15 protein-coding genes are annotated in these 15,557 nt (G+C 73.6%); 12 read left to right on the top strand and 3 right to left on the bottom strand.

The window, feature by feature from the left end; genetic code table 11:
* Positions 1-32: 32 nt before the first annotated feature.
* The 3 genes from I8N68_RS23280 to gltX are packed head-to-tail and all read left to right on the top strand — an operon-like array spanning position 33 to position 4,092.
* Positions 33-1,361, top strand: coding sequence for a GH1 family beta-glucosidase (locus tag I8N68_RS23280; protein ID WP_234040431.1), 1,329 nt, complete (start codon positions 33-35; stop codon positions 1,359-1,361).
* The gene (locus tag I8N68_RS23275; protein WP_200214010.1) at positions 1,358-2,635 is read left to right on the top strand and encodes an MFS transporter; all 1,278 of its coding nucleotides are present in this window, start codon (positions 1,358-1,360) and stop codon (positions 2,633-2,635) included. Before I8N68_RS23280 ends, I8N68_RS23275 begins: the two co-directional genes overlap by 4 nt.
* Before the next feature lie 47 nt (positions 2,636-2,682).
* Positions 2,683-4,092 carry a glutamate--tRNA ligase gene (gene gltX / locus I8N68_RS23270; protein ID WP_200214009.1) on the top strand — a complete coding sequence of 470 codons (1,410 nt, stop codon included), beginning with the start codon at positions 2,683-2,685 and terminating at the stop codon, positions 4,090-4,092.
* A gap of 106 nt (positions 4,093-4,198) precedes the next feature.
* Here gltX and I8N68_RS23265 read toward each other — a convergent pair whose 3' ends face one another.
* Complete coding sequence (locus tag I8N68_RS23265) at positions 4,199-4,825, bottom strand: copper resistance CopC family protein (RefSeq protein WP_307812941.1); 627 nt, start codon at positions 4,823-4,825, stop codon at positions 4,199-4,201.
* Positions 4,826-5,070: 245 nt separating this feature from the next.
* Between I8N68_RS23265 and I8N68_RS23260 the strand changes: the two genes are divergently transcribed.
* A complete protein-coding gene (locus I8N68_RS23260) occupies positions 5,071-5,724 on the top strand; it encodes a hypothetical protein (RefSeq protein WP_200214001.1) in 654 nt (217 codons plus the stop codon).
* Between the two features lie 24 nt (positions 5,725-5,748).
* Here I8N68_RS23260 and I8N68_RS23255 read toward each other — a convergent pair whose 3' ends face one another.
* The gene (locus I8N68_RS23255) at positions 5,749-6,087 is read right to left on the bottom strand and encodes a hypothetical protein (protein WP_200213999.1); all 339 of its coding nucleotides are present in this window, start codon (positions 6,085-6,087) and stop codon (positions 5,749-5,751) included.
* 179 nt (positions 6,088-6,266) lie between these two features.
* Positions 6,267-6,812, bottom strand: coding sequence for an orotate phosphoribosyltransferase (gene pyrE / locus I8N68_RS23250; protein ID WP_307812940.1), 546 nt, complete (start codon positions 6,810-6,812; stop codon positions 6,267-6,269).
* A gap of 66 nt (positions 6,813-6,878) precedes the next feature.
* Between pyrE and I8N68_RS23245 the strand changes: the two genes are divergently transcribed.
* From I8N68_RS23245 to I8N68_RS23210, 8 genes are all read left to right on the top strand, one after another.
* Positions 6,879-8,180 (top strand): PucR family transcriptional regulator, encoded by a 1,302-nt coding sequence (locus I8N68_RS23245; protein ID WP_307812939.1) that lies wholly within the window; start codon positions 6,879-6,881, stop codon positions 8,178-8,180.
* Between the two features lie 78 nt (positions 8,181-8,258).
* Positions 8,259-9,428 (top strand): acyltransferase domain-containing protein, encoded by a 1,170-nt coding sequence (locus tag I8N68_RS23240; RefSeq protein ID WP_200213994.1) that lies wholly within the window; start codon positions 8,259-8,261, stop codon positions 9,426-9,428.
* A complete protein-coding gene (locus tag I8N68_RS23235; protein ID WP_200213992.1) occupies positions 9,428-10,372 on the top strand; it encodes a beta-ketoacyl-ACP synthase III in 945 nt (314 codons plus the stop codon). Before I8N68_RS23240 ends, I8N68_RS23235 begins: the two co-directional genes overlap by 1 nt.
* A gap of 84 nt (positions 10,373-10,456) precedes the next feature.
* Positions 10,457-10,696, top strand: coding sequence for an acyl carrier protein (locus I8N68_RS23230; RefSeq protein ID WP_088972559.1), 240 nt, complete (start codon positions 10,457-10,459; stop codon positions 10,694-10,696).
* 2 nt (positions 10,697-10,698) lie between these two features.
* Positions 10,699-11,922 carry a beta-ketoacyl-ACP synthase II gene (gene fabF, locus I8N68_RS23225; RefSeq protein ID WP_200213990.1) on the top strand — a complete coding sequence of 408 codons (1,224 nt, stop codon included), beginning with the start codon at positions 10,699-10,701 and terminating at the stop codon, positions 11,920-11,922.
* A gap of 22 nt (positions 11,923-11,944) precedes the next feature.
* Complete coding sequence (locus I8N68_RS23220) at positions 11,945-13,369, top strand: acyl-CoA carboxylase subunit beta (protein WP_200213988.1); 1,425 nt, start codon at positions 11,945-11,947, stop codon at positions 13,367-13,369.
* Positions 13,370-13,513: 144 nt separating this feature from the next.
* Positions 13,514-14,665: an IS30 family transposase gene (locus tag I8N68_RS23215; RefSeq protein WP_443673263.1), complete on the top strand. Its 1,152-nt coding sequence runs from the start codon at positions 13,514-13,516 to the stop codon at positions 14,663-14,665.
* Between the two features lie 122 nt (positions 14,666-14,787).
* Positions 14,788-15,504 carry a class I SAM-dependent methyltransferase gene (locus I8N68_RS23210; RefSeq protein ID WP_200213984.1) on the top strand — a complete coding sequence of 239 codons (717 nt, stop codon included), beginning with the start codon at positions 14,788-14,790 and terminating at the stop codon, positions 15,502-15,504.
* Positions 15,505-15,557 lie beyond the last annotated feature (53 nt).

Genomic DNA, 15,557 nt, shown 5'->3' with positions numbered 1-15,557 from the left:
CCCGAACACGCTTCACATTTCCGGGAGGGCGAATGACGACCGCGCCGATGCCGGACTTCCCCGCCGGATTCCGGTGGGGAGTGTCCACCGCCGCGTACCAGATCGAGGGCGCGGCGACGGCCGACGGCCGGGGACCGTCCATCTGGGACACCTTTGCCCACTCCCCCGGCCGCATCGCCGACGGCAGCACCGGCGACGTGGCCTGCGACCACTACCACCGGTACGCCGAGGACGTCGCGCTGCTGGCCGGGCTCGGGGTGTCCGCGTACCGGTTCTCGATCGCCTGGCCCCGGGTGCAGCCCACCGGCGCCGGGGCGGCGAACCCCGCCGGGCTGGACTTCTACGACCGGCTGGTGGACGAGCTGCTCGGCCACGGCGTCGACCCGGTCGCCACCCTGTTCCACTGGGATCTGCCGCAGGCCCTGGAGGACACCGGTGGCTGGCTGAACCGGGACACCGCCCACCGCTTCGCCGAGTACGCCGACCTGGTCGCCGCCCGCCTCGGCGACCGGGTGAAGCTGTGGATCACGCTCAACGAGCCGTTCATCCACATGAGCCTCGGGCACGGCATGGGCGTGCACGCCCCCGGCCGGATGCTGCTCTTCGACGCCTTCCCGGTCGCCCACCACCAGCTGCTCGGCCACGGGCTCGCGGTATCGGCGCTGCGAGCGCGCAGCACCAGCCCGGTCGCGATCGCGAACAACTACTCCCCGGTGCGCCTGGCCGGCGACACCGATGCCGACCGGGCCGCCGGGGCGGCGTACGACGCGCTGCACAACCGGCTCCTCACCGACCCGCTGCTCGGGCTCGGCTACCCCGAGGAGCCGGGCCTCGACCCGGGCGTGGTCCGCGACGGGGACCTCGACGTGATCGCCGCCCCGCTGGACGTGCTGGGGGTGAACTACTACAACCCGACCGGGATCCGGGCGGCGGAGGAGGGCTCGCCGCTGCCGTTCGAGATCGTTCCCCTCGGCGGCTACCCGCGGACCGCCTTCGACTGGCCGGTGGTCCCCGACGGGCTGCGTGAACTGCTGGTCGGGCTCCGCGACCGGTACGGCGACGCGCTGCCGCCGATCCAGGTCACCGAGAGCGGGTGCGCGTACGACGACACCCAGGACGCGGACGGCCGGGTGGCCGACCCGGAGCGGATCGCGTACCTGGACGGGCACCTGCGCGCGGTGCGGGCGGCGATCGACGAGGGCGTCGACGTGACCGGGTACTTCGTCTGGTCGCTGCTCGACAACTGGGAGTGGGCCGAGGGGTTCACCAAGCGGTTCGGTCTGGTGCACGTCGACTACGCGACCCAGCGTCGGACCCCGAAGTCGTCGTACGCGTGGTTGCGGGACGTGATCCGGGGATGACCACGATGAACCCGACGCCGGCCTCGCTGCCGGCGGCGCTCGCCGAACCGACCGTGCCGGTCCGGCGGAGCTGGATCGCGCTGATCTTCGCAGCCAACCTGGGCGTCTGGATGGCCTTCTTCACCCCGATCCAGGTGCTGCTGCCGCAGCAGATCGAGCGGATCGCCCCGGGCGACAAGGAGGCGATGCTCGCGGTCGTCACCGGGCTGGGCGCGCTCGCCGCGGTGTTGGCGAACCCGCTCGCCGGCGCGCTGTCGGACCGTACGGTGATCCGGCTGGCCAACCGGCACCTCGGCCGGCGGCACGTCTGGACCGCCTCCGGCGCGGTGCTCGGCGGGCTGGCCCTGGTGCTGCTGGCCCGGCAGGACACCATCGCCGGGGTGGCGGTCGGCTGGGTGGCCGCGCAGGTCTGCTTCAACGCGATGCTGGCCAGCCTGACCGCCGCCATCCCGGACCGCGTCCCGGTCGCCCAGCGCGGCGGCGTCTCCGGCTGGGTGGGCATCCCGCAGGCGCTCGGCCTGGTGGTCGGCGCGGTGCTGGTCACCGCGCTGGTCACCGGCAACGCCGCCGGGTACGCCGCCATCGCGGTGGCGATGCTGCTGCTGTCGCTGCCGTTCGCGCTGCTCACCGCCGACGACCCGCTGCCCCGGGAGCACCGGTCGGCGCTGCGGCTGCGCGGGCTGCTCGCCTCGATGTGGATCAGCCCGCGCCGGCACCCCGACTTCGCCTGGGCCTGGTTCACCCGGTTCCTGGTCCAGACCGGCAACGCGCTGGGCACCCTCTACCTGCTGTACTTCCTCACCGACGGGGTGCGGGTGGCCGACCCCGAGGGCGGCCTGCTGGTGCTGATCCTGCTCTACACCCTCGGCATGATGGTCACCGCCGTGGTCGCCGGCCGGCTGTCGGACCGCTCCGGCCGCCGCAAGGTCTTCGTGATCACGTCCGGCCTGATCATGGCGGTGGCGGCGCTGCTGCTCGCCGTGGCGCCGGTCTGGCCGATGGCGGTGGCCGCCGCGCTGCTGCTCGGCGCCGGCTACGGGGTCTACCTGGCGGTGGACGCGGCGCTGATCACCCAGGTGCTGCCGGCCGCCACCGACCGGGCCAAGGACCTCGGCGTGATCAACATCGCCAACTCCGCGCCGCAGGTGCTCGGGCCGGCCATCTCCGCCCCGATCGTGGTGCACCTGGGCGGCTACCCCACGCTGTACGCGGTCACCGCGGTGGTCACCCTGGTCGGCAGCGTCCTGGTTTTGAAGATCAAATCGGTGCCCTGACCGGCCCCCTCGGCAAACCGCTGGCCGCCGCCCGTAGGCTGGGGGACGTGACGGTACGTGTACGCTTCGCCCCTTCCCCGACCGGTATGTTCCACGTCGGCGGCGCCCGCTCGGCCCTGCAGAACTGGATCTACGCCAAGCAGCAGGGCGGGGTGTTCGTGCTCCGCATCGAGGACACCGACGCGGCCCGTAACAAGCCCGAGTGGACCGAGGGCATCCTGTCGGCGCTGGACTGGATCGGCATCGAGCGGGGCAGCTACGAGGGCCCCTACTTCCAGTCGTCGTACGCCGGCGAGCACCGGGCCGCCGCCCAGCGGCTCTTCGACGCCGGCCGGGCGTACTACTGCGACTGCACCCGCGAGGCCGTGCAGGCCCGTACCGGCTCGCAGTACCAGGGCTACGACGGCTTCCACCGCGACAAGGGGCTCGGCCCGGGCGAGGGGCGGGCGCTGCGCTTCCGGACGCCCGACGAGGGCGAGACCGTGGTGGTCGACCTGATCCGCGGCGAGCCGACCTTCGAGAACAAGCTGATCGAGGACTTCGTCATCGCCCGCGCCGACGGCTCGGCGGTCTTCCTGCTCGCCAACGTGGTCGACGACATGACCATGGGGATCACCCACGTGATCCGGGCCGAGGAGCACCTGCCCAACACCCCGAAGCAGCAGCTGCTCTGGGACGCCCTCGGGGTCAAGCCGCCCATCTGGGCGCACGTGCCGGTAGTGGTCAACGAGAAGCGGCAGAAGCTGTCCAAGCGGCGGGACAAGGTCGCCCTGGAGGCGTACCGGGACGAGGGCTACCTCGCCGGCGCGATGCGCAACTACCTGATGCTGCTCGGCTGGGCGCCGTCGGGCGACCGGGAGATCGTGCCCTGGTCGGTGATCGAGGACGAGTTCCGGCTGGAGGAGGTGAACGCCTCCCCCGCGTTCTTCGACGAGAAGAAGCTGCGCGCCTTCAACGGCGAGTACATCCGGGCGCTGCCGGTGGAGGAGTTCATCGCCGCCTGCCAGCCGTGGCTGACCGGCACCGGCACCATCGTGCCGCCGCCGTGGCAGCCGGAGGAGTTCGACCCGGCGGCGTTCGCCGCGGTGGCCCCGCTGGCCCAGACCCGGATCGCGGTGTTCAGCGAGATCGTGCCGAACGTCGACTTCCTCTTCCTGGCCGACCCGCTGATCGACGAGGCCGCCTGGGCGAAGGCGATGAAGGAGGGCGCGGCCGACCTGCTGGACGCCGCGATCGCCGCCTTCGACGCGCTGGAGTCGTGGGACGCCGAGTCGCTGAAGTCGACGCTGGAGGCGGTCGGCGCCGAACGCGGCCTCAAGCTGGGCAAGGCCCAGGCGCCGGTCCGGGTCGCGGTCACCGGCCGGACCGTCGGGCTGCCGCTCTTCGAGTCCCTCGAGGTGCTCGGTCGCGAGCGCACCCTGACCCGGCTGCGCGCCGCCCGGGTCCGCCTGGTCTGACGTCCCGTCCCGAAGGGCCCGCCGGTCTTCCGGCGGGCCCTTCGCGGTACGTCCGGCGGCTCCAGTGGCGGCCCTACCGCGCGTCGGCGCCCCGGCCGGGCGGGCGTCAGCGGCGCGCGAGGCGGCGGCGGAGCAGCAGGCCGCCCCCGAGCAGGACGAGCACCAGCACGGCGGCGAGCAGCCAGAACCAGCCGGCCCCCCGCTCGTCCGAGCTCTCCCCGGCGGCCGGCGCCGGACTCACCGGGGCGCCGCCTCCCGAGGCCGTCGGCGAACCGGCCGGAGACGTCGCCCCGACGGTGGCCGAGGGGGCGGTGGCGGTGGGTGCCGGCAGGGCGGTGGCGGTGGCCGACGGCGGCTCGGCCGGCGTACCGGTGGTGAGGGTGAAGCGGATCTCGCCGGTCACCGGATGGCCATCGGTCGACCCGACCCGGTAGTCGACGATGTAGAGGCCGGCCGCCCCGGGCCGGAACGGGACGCTCACCCGGTTCCCGGTGAACGTCGGCGCGCCACCCGCGGCGTCCACATTGTCCGGTCCAGTGACTGTGATCTTCGTCGTAGCCGGGACCGGGCTGGCCAGGAACCGGAGCTCGATCCGCTTCGGCGCGGCCGCCAGTCGCGCGCCGTTGTGCGGGTCGCTGCCGGTCAGCGAGTTGTGCGCGGCCGCGGGGGTGGCCGGGAACGCCACCGACGCACCGACCGCCACGCCGAGAACCGCTAGCCAGGTCCGTGCCACGCGTGCCACGCTGCCCCCCATGAACCCCTCCGCAAAGGTACGATCCGCCCGCTGATCAACAACCGCTCGTTAGTCGGTCCCAGATCGCAGATAGTTCCAATAACTCTTCCAGCAGCTGCAACCAAGCAACGTTCTGCGGAGTCTTCTAGGTGGGCACCCGGTTTGCGGGCCGGACCACCACCGTCGGCCGATCAGCGTGTGACCTGCAGCGGAAGCCACCCATCGAACGGGGCGAGGAGGCGGCGATGGTCCGAAAGGTGAAGCGGCTGCTGGCCGTGGTGACGGGTGCGCTGATAGCGACCGCCTGCGGGCTGGTGCTCGCCGGCCCGGCCCAGGCGGCCGCGCCCAAGCTGCCGCCCGCCGGGGTGCACATCACCGGCTACCGGCTCGAACAGCCGCTGCGGCTGCGCGCCGACACCCGGCCCGCCGAGGTCGGCGTCGTCGTCGACCAGGTGAGCTGGCTGGGCCGCACCGGCCAGCAGCGCGGGCCCGCCGCGAAGGACCTGGGTCCGAAGTACACCGTCGTGGTGCTCGCCGGGGACGTGCCGATGCACACCTACGACCTCTACCCGCTGGCCAAGGGCGGCCCGCGGGTCTACCGGCCGGCCAAGCAACCGAACCTGAGCAAGACCCGGGCGGGCTGGTTCCTCGGGCGGCTCAACATGTCGGAGACGCTGCGCAGCGTCGGGGTGCCGCTGGAGCGGCAGTTCGACACGGTCAGCGGTGGAGTGGGCGGCGGCGAGCGGGTCATCCCGGAGGATTCGCTGAACCCCGGCCGGGACATCGACGACGCGATGGGCGAGCTTCAGCGGCTGCTGCTGCTCAACGTCGGGGTGATGCTGGTCATCACGACCGGCCTCGCCGGGATCGCGCTGCTGATCCGCCACCGCACCCGCTGAGCCCTCCCGCCGGGCGGCGGCTGGTCAGCACCAGCGGTGCGGCGGCCGCTCCCGGCGCAGGGTCCGGTTACCCGGTCGGACCGCGCCGTGCCGGTGCGCGCCGGCCCAGCCCGCCCGCTCACTGCGGCAGCTCTGGGCGGGCGCCGGCTCGGGCGCGGCCAGCTCGGCCGGCTCGGGCCCGCGCGGGCGCGGGGCGGGCGGCTCGTCGTCGGCCCGCTCGGGCCCGCGCCCGGCGGTCGGCTCCCCCGAATGGGTCATGCCGCCGAGCCGGCGGGGGTGTTTGGCGGACGCCGGCTGTTCGTGGTGGCCCAGCCGGCAGGGCTCGCCCTGGGCGCAGCCGTGCTCGGCCTCCCCGTGCGCCATCCCGGTCTCCTCACGCTCGCCATCGCCCGTCGGGCGGTCGCCCCGACGTGCCCTGACACCGTACTGGCCGGGCTCGACGGGCCGTGCGCCGCGTACCCGGTCAGCGCGCGCCGGAGATCGTCCAGCCGACCGGTCGGCGCGCGCCGGAGATCGTCCGGCAACCGGCCGGCGTCGGCCGCTCAGGCTCGGCGGTGCGCCGCCAGGTCGGCGCGGGTGAGCAGGGCGCGCAGCGCGACGCCGTGCGCGGCCAGCGCCTCCGTGCCACCCTCGGACCGGTCGATCACGCAGAGGGCCTGGTCGATCCGGGCGCCCAGCTCGCGGAGCTGACCGGTGGAGATCACCACCTGGCCGCCGGAGGTCACCACGTCCTCCACCACGAGCACCCGACGGCCGGCGACCTCGGCCCCCTCCGCCAGCCGGGCGGTCCCGTACGCCTTCGCCGTCTTGCGGACGAACGCGCACGGCAGCCCGACGTGCCGGGCCAGCGCGGTGACCACCGGGATGCCGCCCAGCTCGAGACCGGCCAGCACCTCCGTGCCGGGCGGGACCAGCTCGGCCAGCCCGGCAGCGACCCGGTCGAGCAGCACCGGGTCGGCCTCGAACCGGTACTTGTCGAAGTACTCGTCGGCGGTCCGGCCGGACCGGAGCACGAAGCGGCCGGTGAGTCGGCAGGTGCGGTCGATGTCGCGGGCCAGCGCCGCGGTCGCCTGGTCGGTGTCGGTCACGGAAGATCATTCTGGCCGACCGCCGCGCCCACGTCGAGCGCGTCCCGCGCACCGCCGCCCCTCGGTGTGGAGTCCCTGCTCAGGGCATGTCAGGCTGGGGCGGTGAGCGAGCCGGGCGGTACCGAGCTGTCGGCCACCCTGCGCCGGATCGAACGGGCCGCGGGGGCACTGGCCACCGCCAGCGTGGCCCGGATGGACGAGACCCTGCCCTGGTTCCGGGAGCTGCCGGCGGACCAGCGCTCCTGGGTCATGCTGGTCGCCCAGGCCGGCGCCCGGTCGCTGGTGCAGTGGCTGCGCTCCGGCGGCGGCACCGCGGACAGCACCCAGGAGGTCTCCGACGAGGTCTTCGCCACCGCCCCGCAGGCCCTCGCCCGCTCGATCAGCCTCCAGCAGACCGTGGCGTTGATCAAGGTGACCATCGACGTGGTCGAGGAGCAGGTGTCGCACCTGGCCGTCAAGGGCGAGGAGCAGCAGCTGCGGGAGGCCGTGCTGCGCTTCTCCCGGGAGATCGCCTTCGCCGCCGCCCGGGTCTACGCCCGGGCGGCCGAGTCGCGCGGCTCGTGGGACGCCCGGTTGCAGGCCCTGCTGGTCGACGCGCTGCTGCGCGGCGACTCGCCGGACGTGCTGGCCAGTCGGGCGGCGGCGCTGGGCTGGTCGGACGCGCCCCCGGTGGCGGTGGCGGTGGGCCGTTCCCCGGGCGGTGAGGTGGCCGCCGTGCTGCACACCGTCTACCGGCAGGCCCGCCGGATCGGCGTGGAGGTGATCGGCGGTGTGCACGGCGACCGGCTGGTCATCGTGCTCGGCGGGGCCGCCGACCCGATGGCCGCGACGGAGAAGCTGCTGACCGCCTTCGGTGACGGGCCGGTGGTGGTCGGCCCGGCCGTACCCAGTCTGGACGAGGCGACGGACTCGGCGCGGGCCGCGCTGGCCGGTTTCCGCGCGGCCCCGGCCTGGCCGACCGCGCCACGCCCGGTGCCTGCCGCGGACCTGCTGCCGGAGCGGGCCCTGGCCGGCGACGCGGAGGCCCGCCGCCGGCTCCGGCACGACGTGTACGCCACCCTGGTCCGCGCCGGCGGTGAGCTGCTGGAGACGCTGGACGCGTTCCTGGCCGCCGGGGGCACGCTGGAGAGCGCCGCCCGGGCGCTCTTCGTGCACCCGAACACGGTGCGTTACCGGCTGAAGCGGATCGCCGAAGTGACCGGCTTCTCGCCACTGACGCCGCGGGACGCGTTCGCCCTCCAGGTGGCGCTGACGGTGGGTCGGCTGGACCCGGTCGTCCCGGCCGTCACACCCGTCCCGACCCAGACAATGACCCCAGCCGTGAGGAAAACATCACAGCTGGGTGATGATCACCGCCGATTTTTGTAGGAACCCTCCAAAGGTTCTAGTGCGGTTTGGTGGCGCTCGCTACAGCGCGACCCACGAGTATCCGTCAGAGTCATAGACGTGCTCGCCGTACTCTCACCCGGCCAGGGTTCCCAGAAACCCGGCTTCCTGACTCCTTGGCTCGACCTGACCGGCTCCGAGGCGCGCCTGCGCTGGTGGTCCGCGCTGGCCGGCGTCGACCTAGTCCACCTCGGCACGAAGGCTGACGCCGAGGAGATCAAGGACACCGCCCGCACCCAGCCGCTGCTGGTCGCGGCCGCGCTGCTCGCCGCCGAGCACCTGCCGATGTACGACGTCGCGGTGACCGCCGGGCACAGCGTCGGCGAACTCGGCGCCGCCGCCCTCGCCGGGGTGCTGCCCGCCGAGGCGGCGATCACCCTCGCCGGCGTACGCGGCCGGGAGATGGCCGCCGCCTGCGCACTGGAGCCCACCGGGATGGCCGCCGTGCTCGGCGGCGACCCGGACGAGGTGCTCGCCGCGATCGAGGCGCACGGGCTGTACCCGGCCAACCGCAACGGCACCGGCCAGGTGGTCGCCGCGGGCGCGGTGGCCGGGCTGGAGAAGCTGGCCGCCGAGCCGCCGGCGAAGACCCGGGTGATCCGGCTCCAGGTGGCCGGCGCCTTCCACACCCCGTACATGGCCCCGGCCGAGGCCGCGCTGGCCGGCGTGGCCGCCGGGATCACCCCGGCCGACCCGGCCCGGATCCTGCTGTCCAACCTCGACGGCTCGGCGGTCAACCACGGCCGGGAGATGGTGCAGCGGCTGGTCCGCCAGGTGACCGCCCCCGTGCGCTGGGACCTGTGCATGCGCACCCTGGCCGACCTCGGCGTCACCGGGGTGATCGAGCTGCCCCCGGCCGGCACCCTCGCCGGCCTGGTCAAGCGGGAGCTGAAGGCCAGCGGCGCACCGGAGATCGTCACCCTGAACACCCCCGACGACCTGCCCGCCGCGCGGGACCTGATCGCCCGGCACAGCGGCCTGCGCGGCCACGAGCCGGTGATCCAGTTCCGGGTGGTGGTCTCCCCCGCCGCGGGCACCTTCGAACCGGCCGCCGAGCTGGCCGAGGGCGCGGACCTGCGCACCGGCCAGGTCATCGGTCACATCGCCACCCGGCAGGGGCCGGTCGAGGTGACCGCGCACGACAGCGGGCTGCTCACCGAGTGGCTCGCCCACCACGACGACCCGGTCGCCCCGGGCCAGCCGCTCGCCCGCATCGGAGGACAGCACTAATGGCCGGCAGTCGGATCGTCTCGATGGGGCACTACCAGCCGTCGCGGGTGGTGACCAACGACGACCTCGCCCAGCTCGTCGACACCAACGACGAGTGGATCCGGGACCGGGTCGGCATCGTCACCCGCCGGATCGCCGGCGACGAGACGGTCGCCGACATGGCCACCGCCGCCGCCGGCAAGGCGCTGGCCAACTCCGGCCTCACCGCCGCCGACATCGACCTGGTCGTGGTGGCCACCTGCACGTCGGTCGACCGCAGCCCCAACGTGGCCTGCCGGGTCGCCGCCAAGCTGGGCATCACCGCCCCGGCCGCGTACGACATCAACACCGCCTGCTCGGGCTTCGCGTACGCGCTGGGCACCGTCGACCACGCCATCCGGGCCGGGGCGGCGCGCAACGCGATCGTCGTCGGCGCGGAGAAGCTCTCCGACTTCACCGACTGGACCGACCGCTCCACCTGCATCATCTTCGGTGACGGCGCCGGCGCGGCCGTGGTGACCGCCGCCGCCGAGGGCGAGCCGGCCGGGGTGGGCCCGGTGGTCTGGGGCTCGGTGCCGGAGAAGAGCGACGCGGTCCGCATCGAGGGCTGGCGGCCGTACATCGCGCAGGAGGGGCAGGCGGTCTTCCGCTGGGCCACCACCGCGCTGGCCCCGCTGGCACTGCAGGCCTGCGAGAAGGCCGGGGTGGCGCCGTCCGAGCTGGCCGCGTTCGTGCCGCACCAGGCCAACGCCCGGATCATCGACGGCATCGCCAAGCGGCTGAACATCCCGGACGCGATCATCGCCAAGGACATCGTCGAGTCCGGCAACACCTCGGCGGCGAGCGTGCCACTGGCCCTGTCCAAGCTGGTCGAGCGGCGGGAGGTGCCCGCGGGCGCCCCGGTGCTGCTGTTCGGCTTCGGCGGCGGCCTGACCTACGCCGGTCAGGTCATCCGCTGCCCCTGAAGACCCCCTCGGGCGCGCACGCGCCGAGGATGGCGGCCGGCAACGTCGGCCGCCGAGAACCCCCGATGAGAGGAACCAACCGCAATGACCCGTGACGAGATCACCGCCGGCCTCGCCGAGATCCTCGAAGAGGTTGCCGGGGTGAACCCGGACGACGTGGCCGAGGGGAAGTCCTTCACCGACGACCTCGACGTCGACTCCCTCTCCATGGTCGAGGTCGTGGTGGCGGCCGAGGAGAAGTTCGGCGTCAAGATCCCGGACAACGAGGTGCAGAACCTCAAGACCGTCGGGGACGCCGTCAGCTACATCGCGGCGCAGTCCTGATCATGACTCGCCCCGACGTCGTCGTCACCGGGCTCGGCGCGACGACCCCGCTCGGCGGGGACGTCGCGTCGACCTGGGACGCAATGCTCGCCGGCCGCTCCGGGGTGAGTGCGCTCACCCAGGAGTGGGCCGGGCAACTCCCCGTCCGGATCGCCGCCCAGCTCGCCGTGGACCCGTCCGAGGTGCTGGAGCGCGTCAAGCTGCGCCGGCTGGACCGGTCCGAGGCGATCGCCCTCATCGCGGCGCAGCAGGCCTGGGTCGACGCCGGCCTGGCCGACTCCGTGGACCCGGAGCGGCTGGCCGTCAGCGTCGGCTCCGGCATCGGCGGCGCCACCACCCTGCTCGCCCAGGACGACATCCTGGAGGCGTCCGGCCCGCGGCGGGTCTCCCCGCACACGGTGCCGATGCTGATGCCGAACGGCCCGGCCGCCTGGGTCGGGCTGGAGCTGGGCGCCAAGGCCGGCGTGCACTCGGTGGCCAGCGCCTGCGCCACCGGCGCGGAGGCGATCGCACTCGGCCTGGACATCATCCGCGCCGGCCGGGCCGACGTGGTGGTGGCCGGCGGCACCGAAGCGGTCATCCACCCGCTGCCGATCGCCGGTTTCGCCTCGATGCGGGCCATGTCGACCCGCAACGACGAGCCGGAACGGGCCTCCCGGCCGTGGGACAAGGGCCGCGACGGCTTCGTGCTCGGCGAGGGTGCGGGCGTGGTGGTCCTGGAGCGCGCCGATCACGCCGCCGCCCGCGGCGCCCGGGTCTACGCGCGCCTCGCCGGCGCCGGCATCACCTCCGACGCGTACGACATCGTGCAGCCGCACGCCGAGGGCGAGGGGGCGATCCGGGCCATCGCCAAGGCGATCGCCGACGCGGACGTCGCGAAGACGGACATCACGCACGTCAACGCGCACGCCACCTCGACCCCGGTGGGCGACATGCTGGAGATCGGCGCGCTGCACAAGGCGCTCGGCGACCACCCGGTGCTGTCGGCCACCAAGTCGATGACCGGGCACCTGCTCGGCGCGGCCGGCGCGCTGGAGTCGATCGCCGCGATCCTCGCCATCCGCGACAGTGTCGTCCCTCCGACGATCAACCTGGACGACCCGGACGAGGGCCTGACCATGGACGTGGCCGCCCACAAGGCACGCCACCTGGAGATCCCCGCCGCGCTGAACAACGCGTTCGGCTTCGGCGGTCACAACGTGGCTCTCGTCTTCACGCGGGCCTGAGACCACAGCCTTGGAGGCACAAGTGACCACGACCGCCGTCAGCGCGGACAGCTCGACAGTGGACTACCGCGATCCCGAGGTCCGGCTCCGGGCCCTGTTCGACGCGGGCTCGCTGCGCCTGCTGGCGCCGCGGGACACCTCCGGCGTGCTCTGGGCCCGGGGTGAGATCGACGGTACGCCGGCGATCGCCTACGCCACCGACGCCACGAAGATGGGCGGCGCGATGGGCACCGAGGGGTGCCGGCACATCGTCGACGCCATCGACACGGCGGTCCGGGAGCGGGTGCCGGTGCTCGGCCTCTGGCACTCCGGCGGCGCCCGACTGGCCGAGGGCGTCGTCGCCCTCGACGCCGTCGGGCAGGTCTTCGCCGCCATGGTCCGGGCCTCCGGCCGGGTGCCGCAGATCTCGGTGGTGCTCGGCCCGGCCGCCGGTGGCGCCGCGTACGGCCCGGCGCTGACCGACATCGTGGTGATGAGCGGCGCCGGCCGGATCTTCGTCACCGGTCCCGAGGTGGTCCGCAGCGTCACCGGCGAGCAGGTCGACATGGAGCGCCTGGGCGGCCCCGAGCCGCACGGCCGACGCTCCGGTGTGGTCCACGTGACCTGCGCCGACGACGAGGCGGCGATGACCGAGTCGCGCAAGCTCGCCGCGCTGCTGGGTCACCAGGGGCGGCTCTCGCCCGACGACGTGCCGGCCGACGACGTCGACGGGCACGACCTGGCCGCGAAGATGCCGGCCGAGACCAACCGGGCGTACGACGTGAAGCCGGTGGTCAAGGCGCTGCTCGACGCCCCGGGCGTGGAACTGCACGCCAAGTGGGCGCCGAACGTGGTCACCACGCTCGGCCGGTTCGCCGGCCGGACCGTCGGCGTGATCGCCAACAACCCGCTGCGGCTCGGTGGCTGCCTCGACGCGTCCAGCGCGGAGAAGGCGGCCCGGTTCGTGCGGATGTGCGACTCGCTCGGGGTGCCGCTGATCGTGCTGGTCGACGTCCCCGGCTACCTGCCCGGTCTCGGTCAGGAGTGGGACGGCGTGGTCCGGCGCGGCGCCAAGCTGCTGCACGCCTTCGCTGAGGCGGTGGTGCCGCGGGTGACGCTGGTGACCCGCAAGGCGTACGGCGGCGCGTACATCGCGATGAACTCCCGCTCGCTGGGCGCCACCGCGGTCTTCGCCTGGCCGAGCGCGGAGGTCGCGGTGATGGGCGCCAGCGCCGCGGTGAACATCCTGCACCGCAAGAAGCTCGCCGCCGCCTCGTCCGAGGACCGGGAGACGCTGCGGGCGCAGCTGATCGAGGAGCAGATCCGGGTCGCCGGTGGCGTCAACCGGGCGCTGGAGATCGGCGTGGTGGACGACGTGATCAAGCCGGAGCAGACCCGCCGGCGGATCGCCGAGGCGCTCGCCGCGGCCCCGGCCGCCCGGGGCGCGCACGGCAACATCCCGCTGTAACGCCAGCCAGGAAGGGCCCCCGCCGTCCTTAGGTTCTAGGGATCGTTGCAACGCCTGACCTGATCAGGGGTTGCAGTGTTCGAGATCCGTGGGGATCGTCGGCCGCAGGGTCGTAAGAAGCTTCGCGCGGAGCGCCAGGCATATTTGGATCTTGTGGCGCGGGGTGTGAGTACGAGTGAAGCGTGTCGGCTGGTTGGGATCAATCGCAAGACTGGTCACCGCTGGCGCTACGGGCGCATGAGCCAGGCGAAGGCCGGGCAGCAGGACGTATCTCGTCCTGCTGCCCGGCCTTCGGCCGTGTCGGGCCGCTATCTGTCGCAGGACGAGCGGATCGTGATCGCTGACCAGCTGCGCGAGGGTGCCTCTCAGGCGGCGATCGCCGCTGAGTTGCGACGGTCGCCGGGCACGATCAGCCGGGAGATCCGCCGCAACCGGCATCCGGACAGCGGCGACTACCAGCCCTACGCGGCCCAGCAACGCGCCGACAGTCGGCGGCCTCGCCCGAAGCTCGGCAAGATCGCCGCCTGCCCGCAGTTACGTTCCCTGGTGCAGGGCATGCTCGACTGCAAGCACAGCCCGGAACAGATCAGCCGTCGGCTGCGCCGCGACTTTCCCGAGCGAAGCGAGCTGCACGTGTCACACGAGACGATCTACCAGGCGCTCTACGTCCAGGGCCGCGGCGAGTTGCGCCGGGAACTGAGCGCCGCGCTGCGCACCGGCCGGGTGGTGCGACGCCCGCGCCGTCAGCCCGGGCAGCGCCAGCCCCGTTTCACTCATCCGATGGTGATGATCAGCGAGCGGCCCGCCGAGGCCGACGACCGTGCCGTCCCGGGTCATTGGGAAGGCGACCTGATCATCGGCAAGGACAACGGCTCCGCGATCGGCACCCTCGTCGAACGCGCCACCCGCTACGTCCTGCTCGTGCACCTGGGCGCCGGCCGCAGCGCCGACCGGGTCCGTGACGGCCTGCTCGCCGCCATGGCCACCCTGCCGCACCACCTGAAACGGTCTCTGACCTGGGACCAAGGCGCGGAAATGGCCATGCACCACGAGTTCAGCATCGCCGCGGACATGCCGGTCTACTTCTGCGACCCGCACTCACCCTGGCAACGCGGCTCCAACGAGAACACCAACGGACTGCTGCGCCAATACTTCCCCAAAGGCACCGACCTGGCCGTCCACACCCGCGAACACCTCGCCGCCGTCGCCGCCGAACTCAACGCCCGCCCACGCAAGACGCTCGGCTGGGACACCCCAGCCGAGCGCCTCGCTAAGCTCCTAGCCGTCACCAGCTAGACCTCGTGTTGCAACGACCCCTCGAAACCGCCCGTCGCGGGGGCCCTTCCGCATGTCCGCGCCCGGCCCGACGGCGGCCGCGCGGTTAGGGTGAGGACCGCCGACCCGCCGAGGAGTACGCCGTGGAAGCGACCGAGATCCGCAAGCTCGCCGCGCTGGAGGACACCCACTGGTGGTACCGGGAGCGACGCGCCCTGCTCGGTCGGGCGCTGCGCCGCCTGGCAGCGGCCGGGACGCGGCCGGGGCGGGCGCTGGACATCGGCGCGGCCGGCGGCGGCAACACCCGGGTGCTGCGGGCGCACGGTTGGCGGCCGCTGGCCCTGGAGTACAGCGCCGAGGGCGCCGGGGTGGCCCGGGAGCGCGGCCTCGACGTGATCCGGGCCGACGCGCGGCACCTGCCGGTACCCTCCGCCAGCCTCGGCCTGGTGGTCGCCTTCGACATCCTGGAACACTTCGACGAGGACCACCTGGCCGCGGCGGAGATCCGCCGCACCCTGCGCCCGGGCGGGACCGCCCTGATCGCGGTGCCCTGCGACATGCGGCTCTGGTCCGCCCACGACGTGGCGGTGGGGCACGTGCGCCGCTACGAACGGGCCGGGCTGCGTGCGGTGGTGGCGAAGGCCGGCCTGGTCGTCGACGAGCTCTGGAGCTGGAACGTGATACTCCGCCCGGTCGCCGCCTGGCGGCGCCGCAGCTCCACCGGCAGCGACCTGGCCGACCCGCACCCGGTCGTGAACCTCGGGCTGCGCACGATCATCACCGCCGAGCGGTACCTGCCGGTGCGGTCGCTGCCCGGCGTCTCGCTGATGCTCCGCGCCCATCGTCCGACCGAGGACTGAGCCCCGACGTCGTCCGGACCCGATGCCGACGTGGCCCGGCGCGACGACCCGGC

This window comes from Micromonospora coerulea (genome assembly GCF_016598485.1).
In the GTDB taxonomy this organism is placed as follows: Bacteria; Actinomycetota; Actinomycetes; order Mycobacteriales; family Micromonosporaceae; genus Micromonospora; species Micromonospora coerulea.
The sequence above is the reverse complement of the archived record's forward strand: the minus strand, read 5'-3'. Positions and strand labels throughout refer to the sequence as shown.

Coding starts and splice junctions, on each gene's coding strand:
- I8N68_RS23280 (WP_234040431.1), top strand. CDS start 33: ATGACGACCGCGCCGATGCCGGACTTCCCCGCCGGATTCCGGTGGGGA.
- I8N68_RS23230 (WP_088972559.1), top strand. CDS start 10,457: ATGACCCGTGACGAGATCACCGCCGGCCTCGCCGAGATCCTCGAAGAG.
- I8N68_RS23255 (WP_200213999.1), bottom strand. CDS start 6,087: ATGGCGCACGGGGAGGCCGAGCACGGCTGCGCCCAGGGCGAGCCCTGC.
- I8N68_RS23275 (WP_200214010.1), top strand. CDS start 1,358: ATGACCACGATGAACCCGACGCCGGCCTCGCTGCCGGCGGCGCTCGCC.
- fabF (WP_200213990.1), top strand. CDS start 10,699: ATGACTCGCCCCGACGTCGTCGTCACCGGGCTCGGCGCGACGACCCCG.
- I8N68_RS23235 (WP_200213992.1), top strand. CDS start 9,428: ATGGCCGGCAGTCGGATCGTCTCGATGGGGCACTACCAGCCGTCGCGG.
- I8N68_RS23260 (WP_200214001.1), top strand. CDS start 5,071: ATGGTCCGAAAGGTGAAGCGGCTGCTGGCCGTGGTGACGGGTGCGCTG.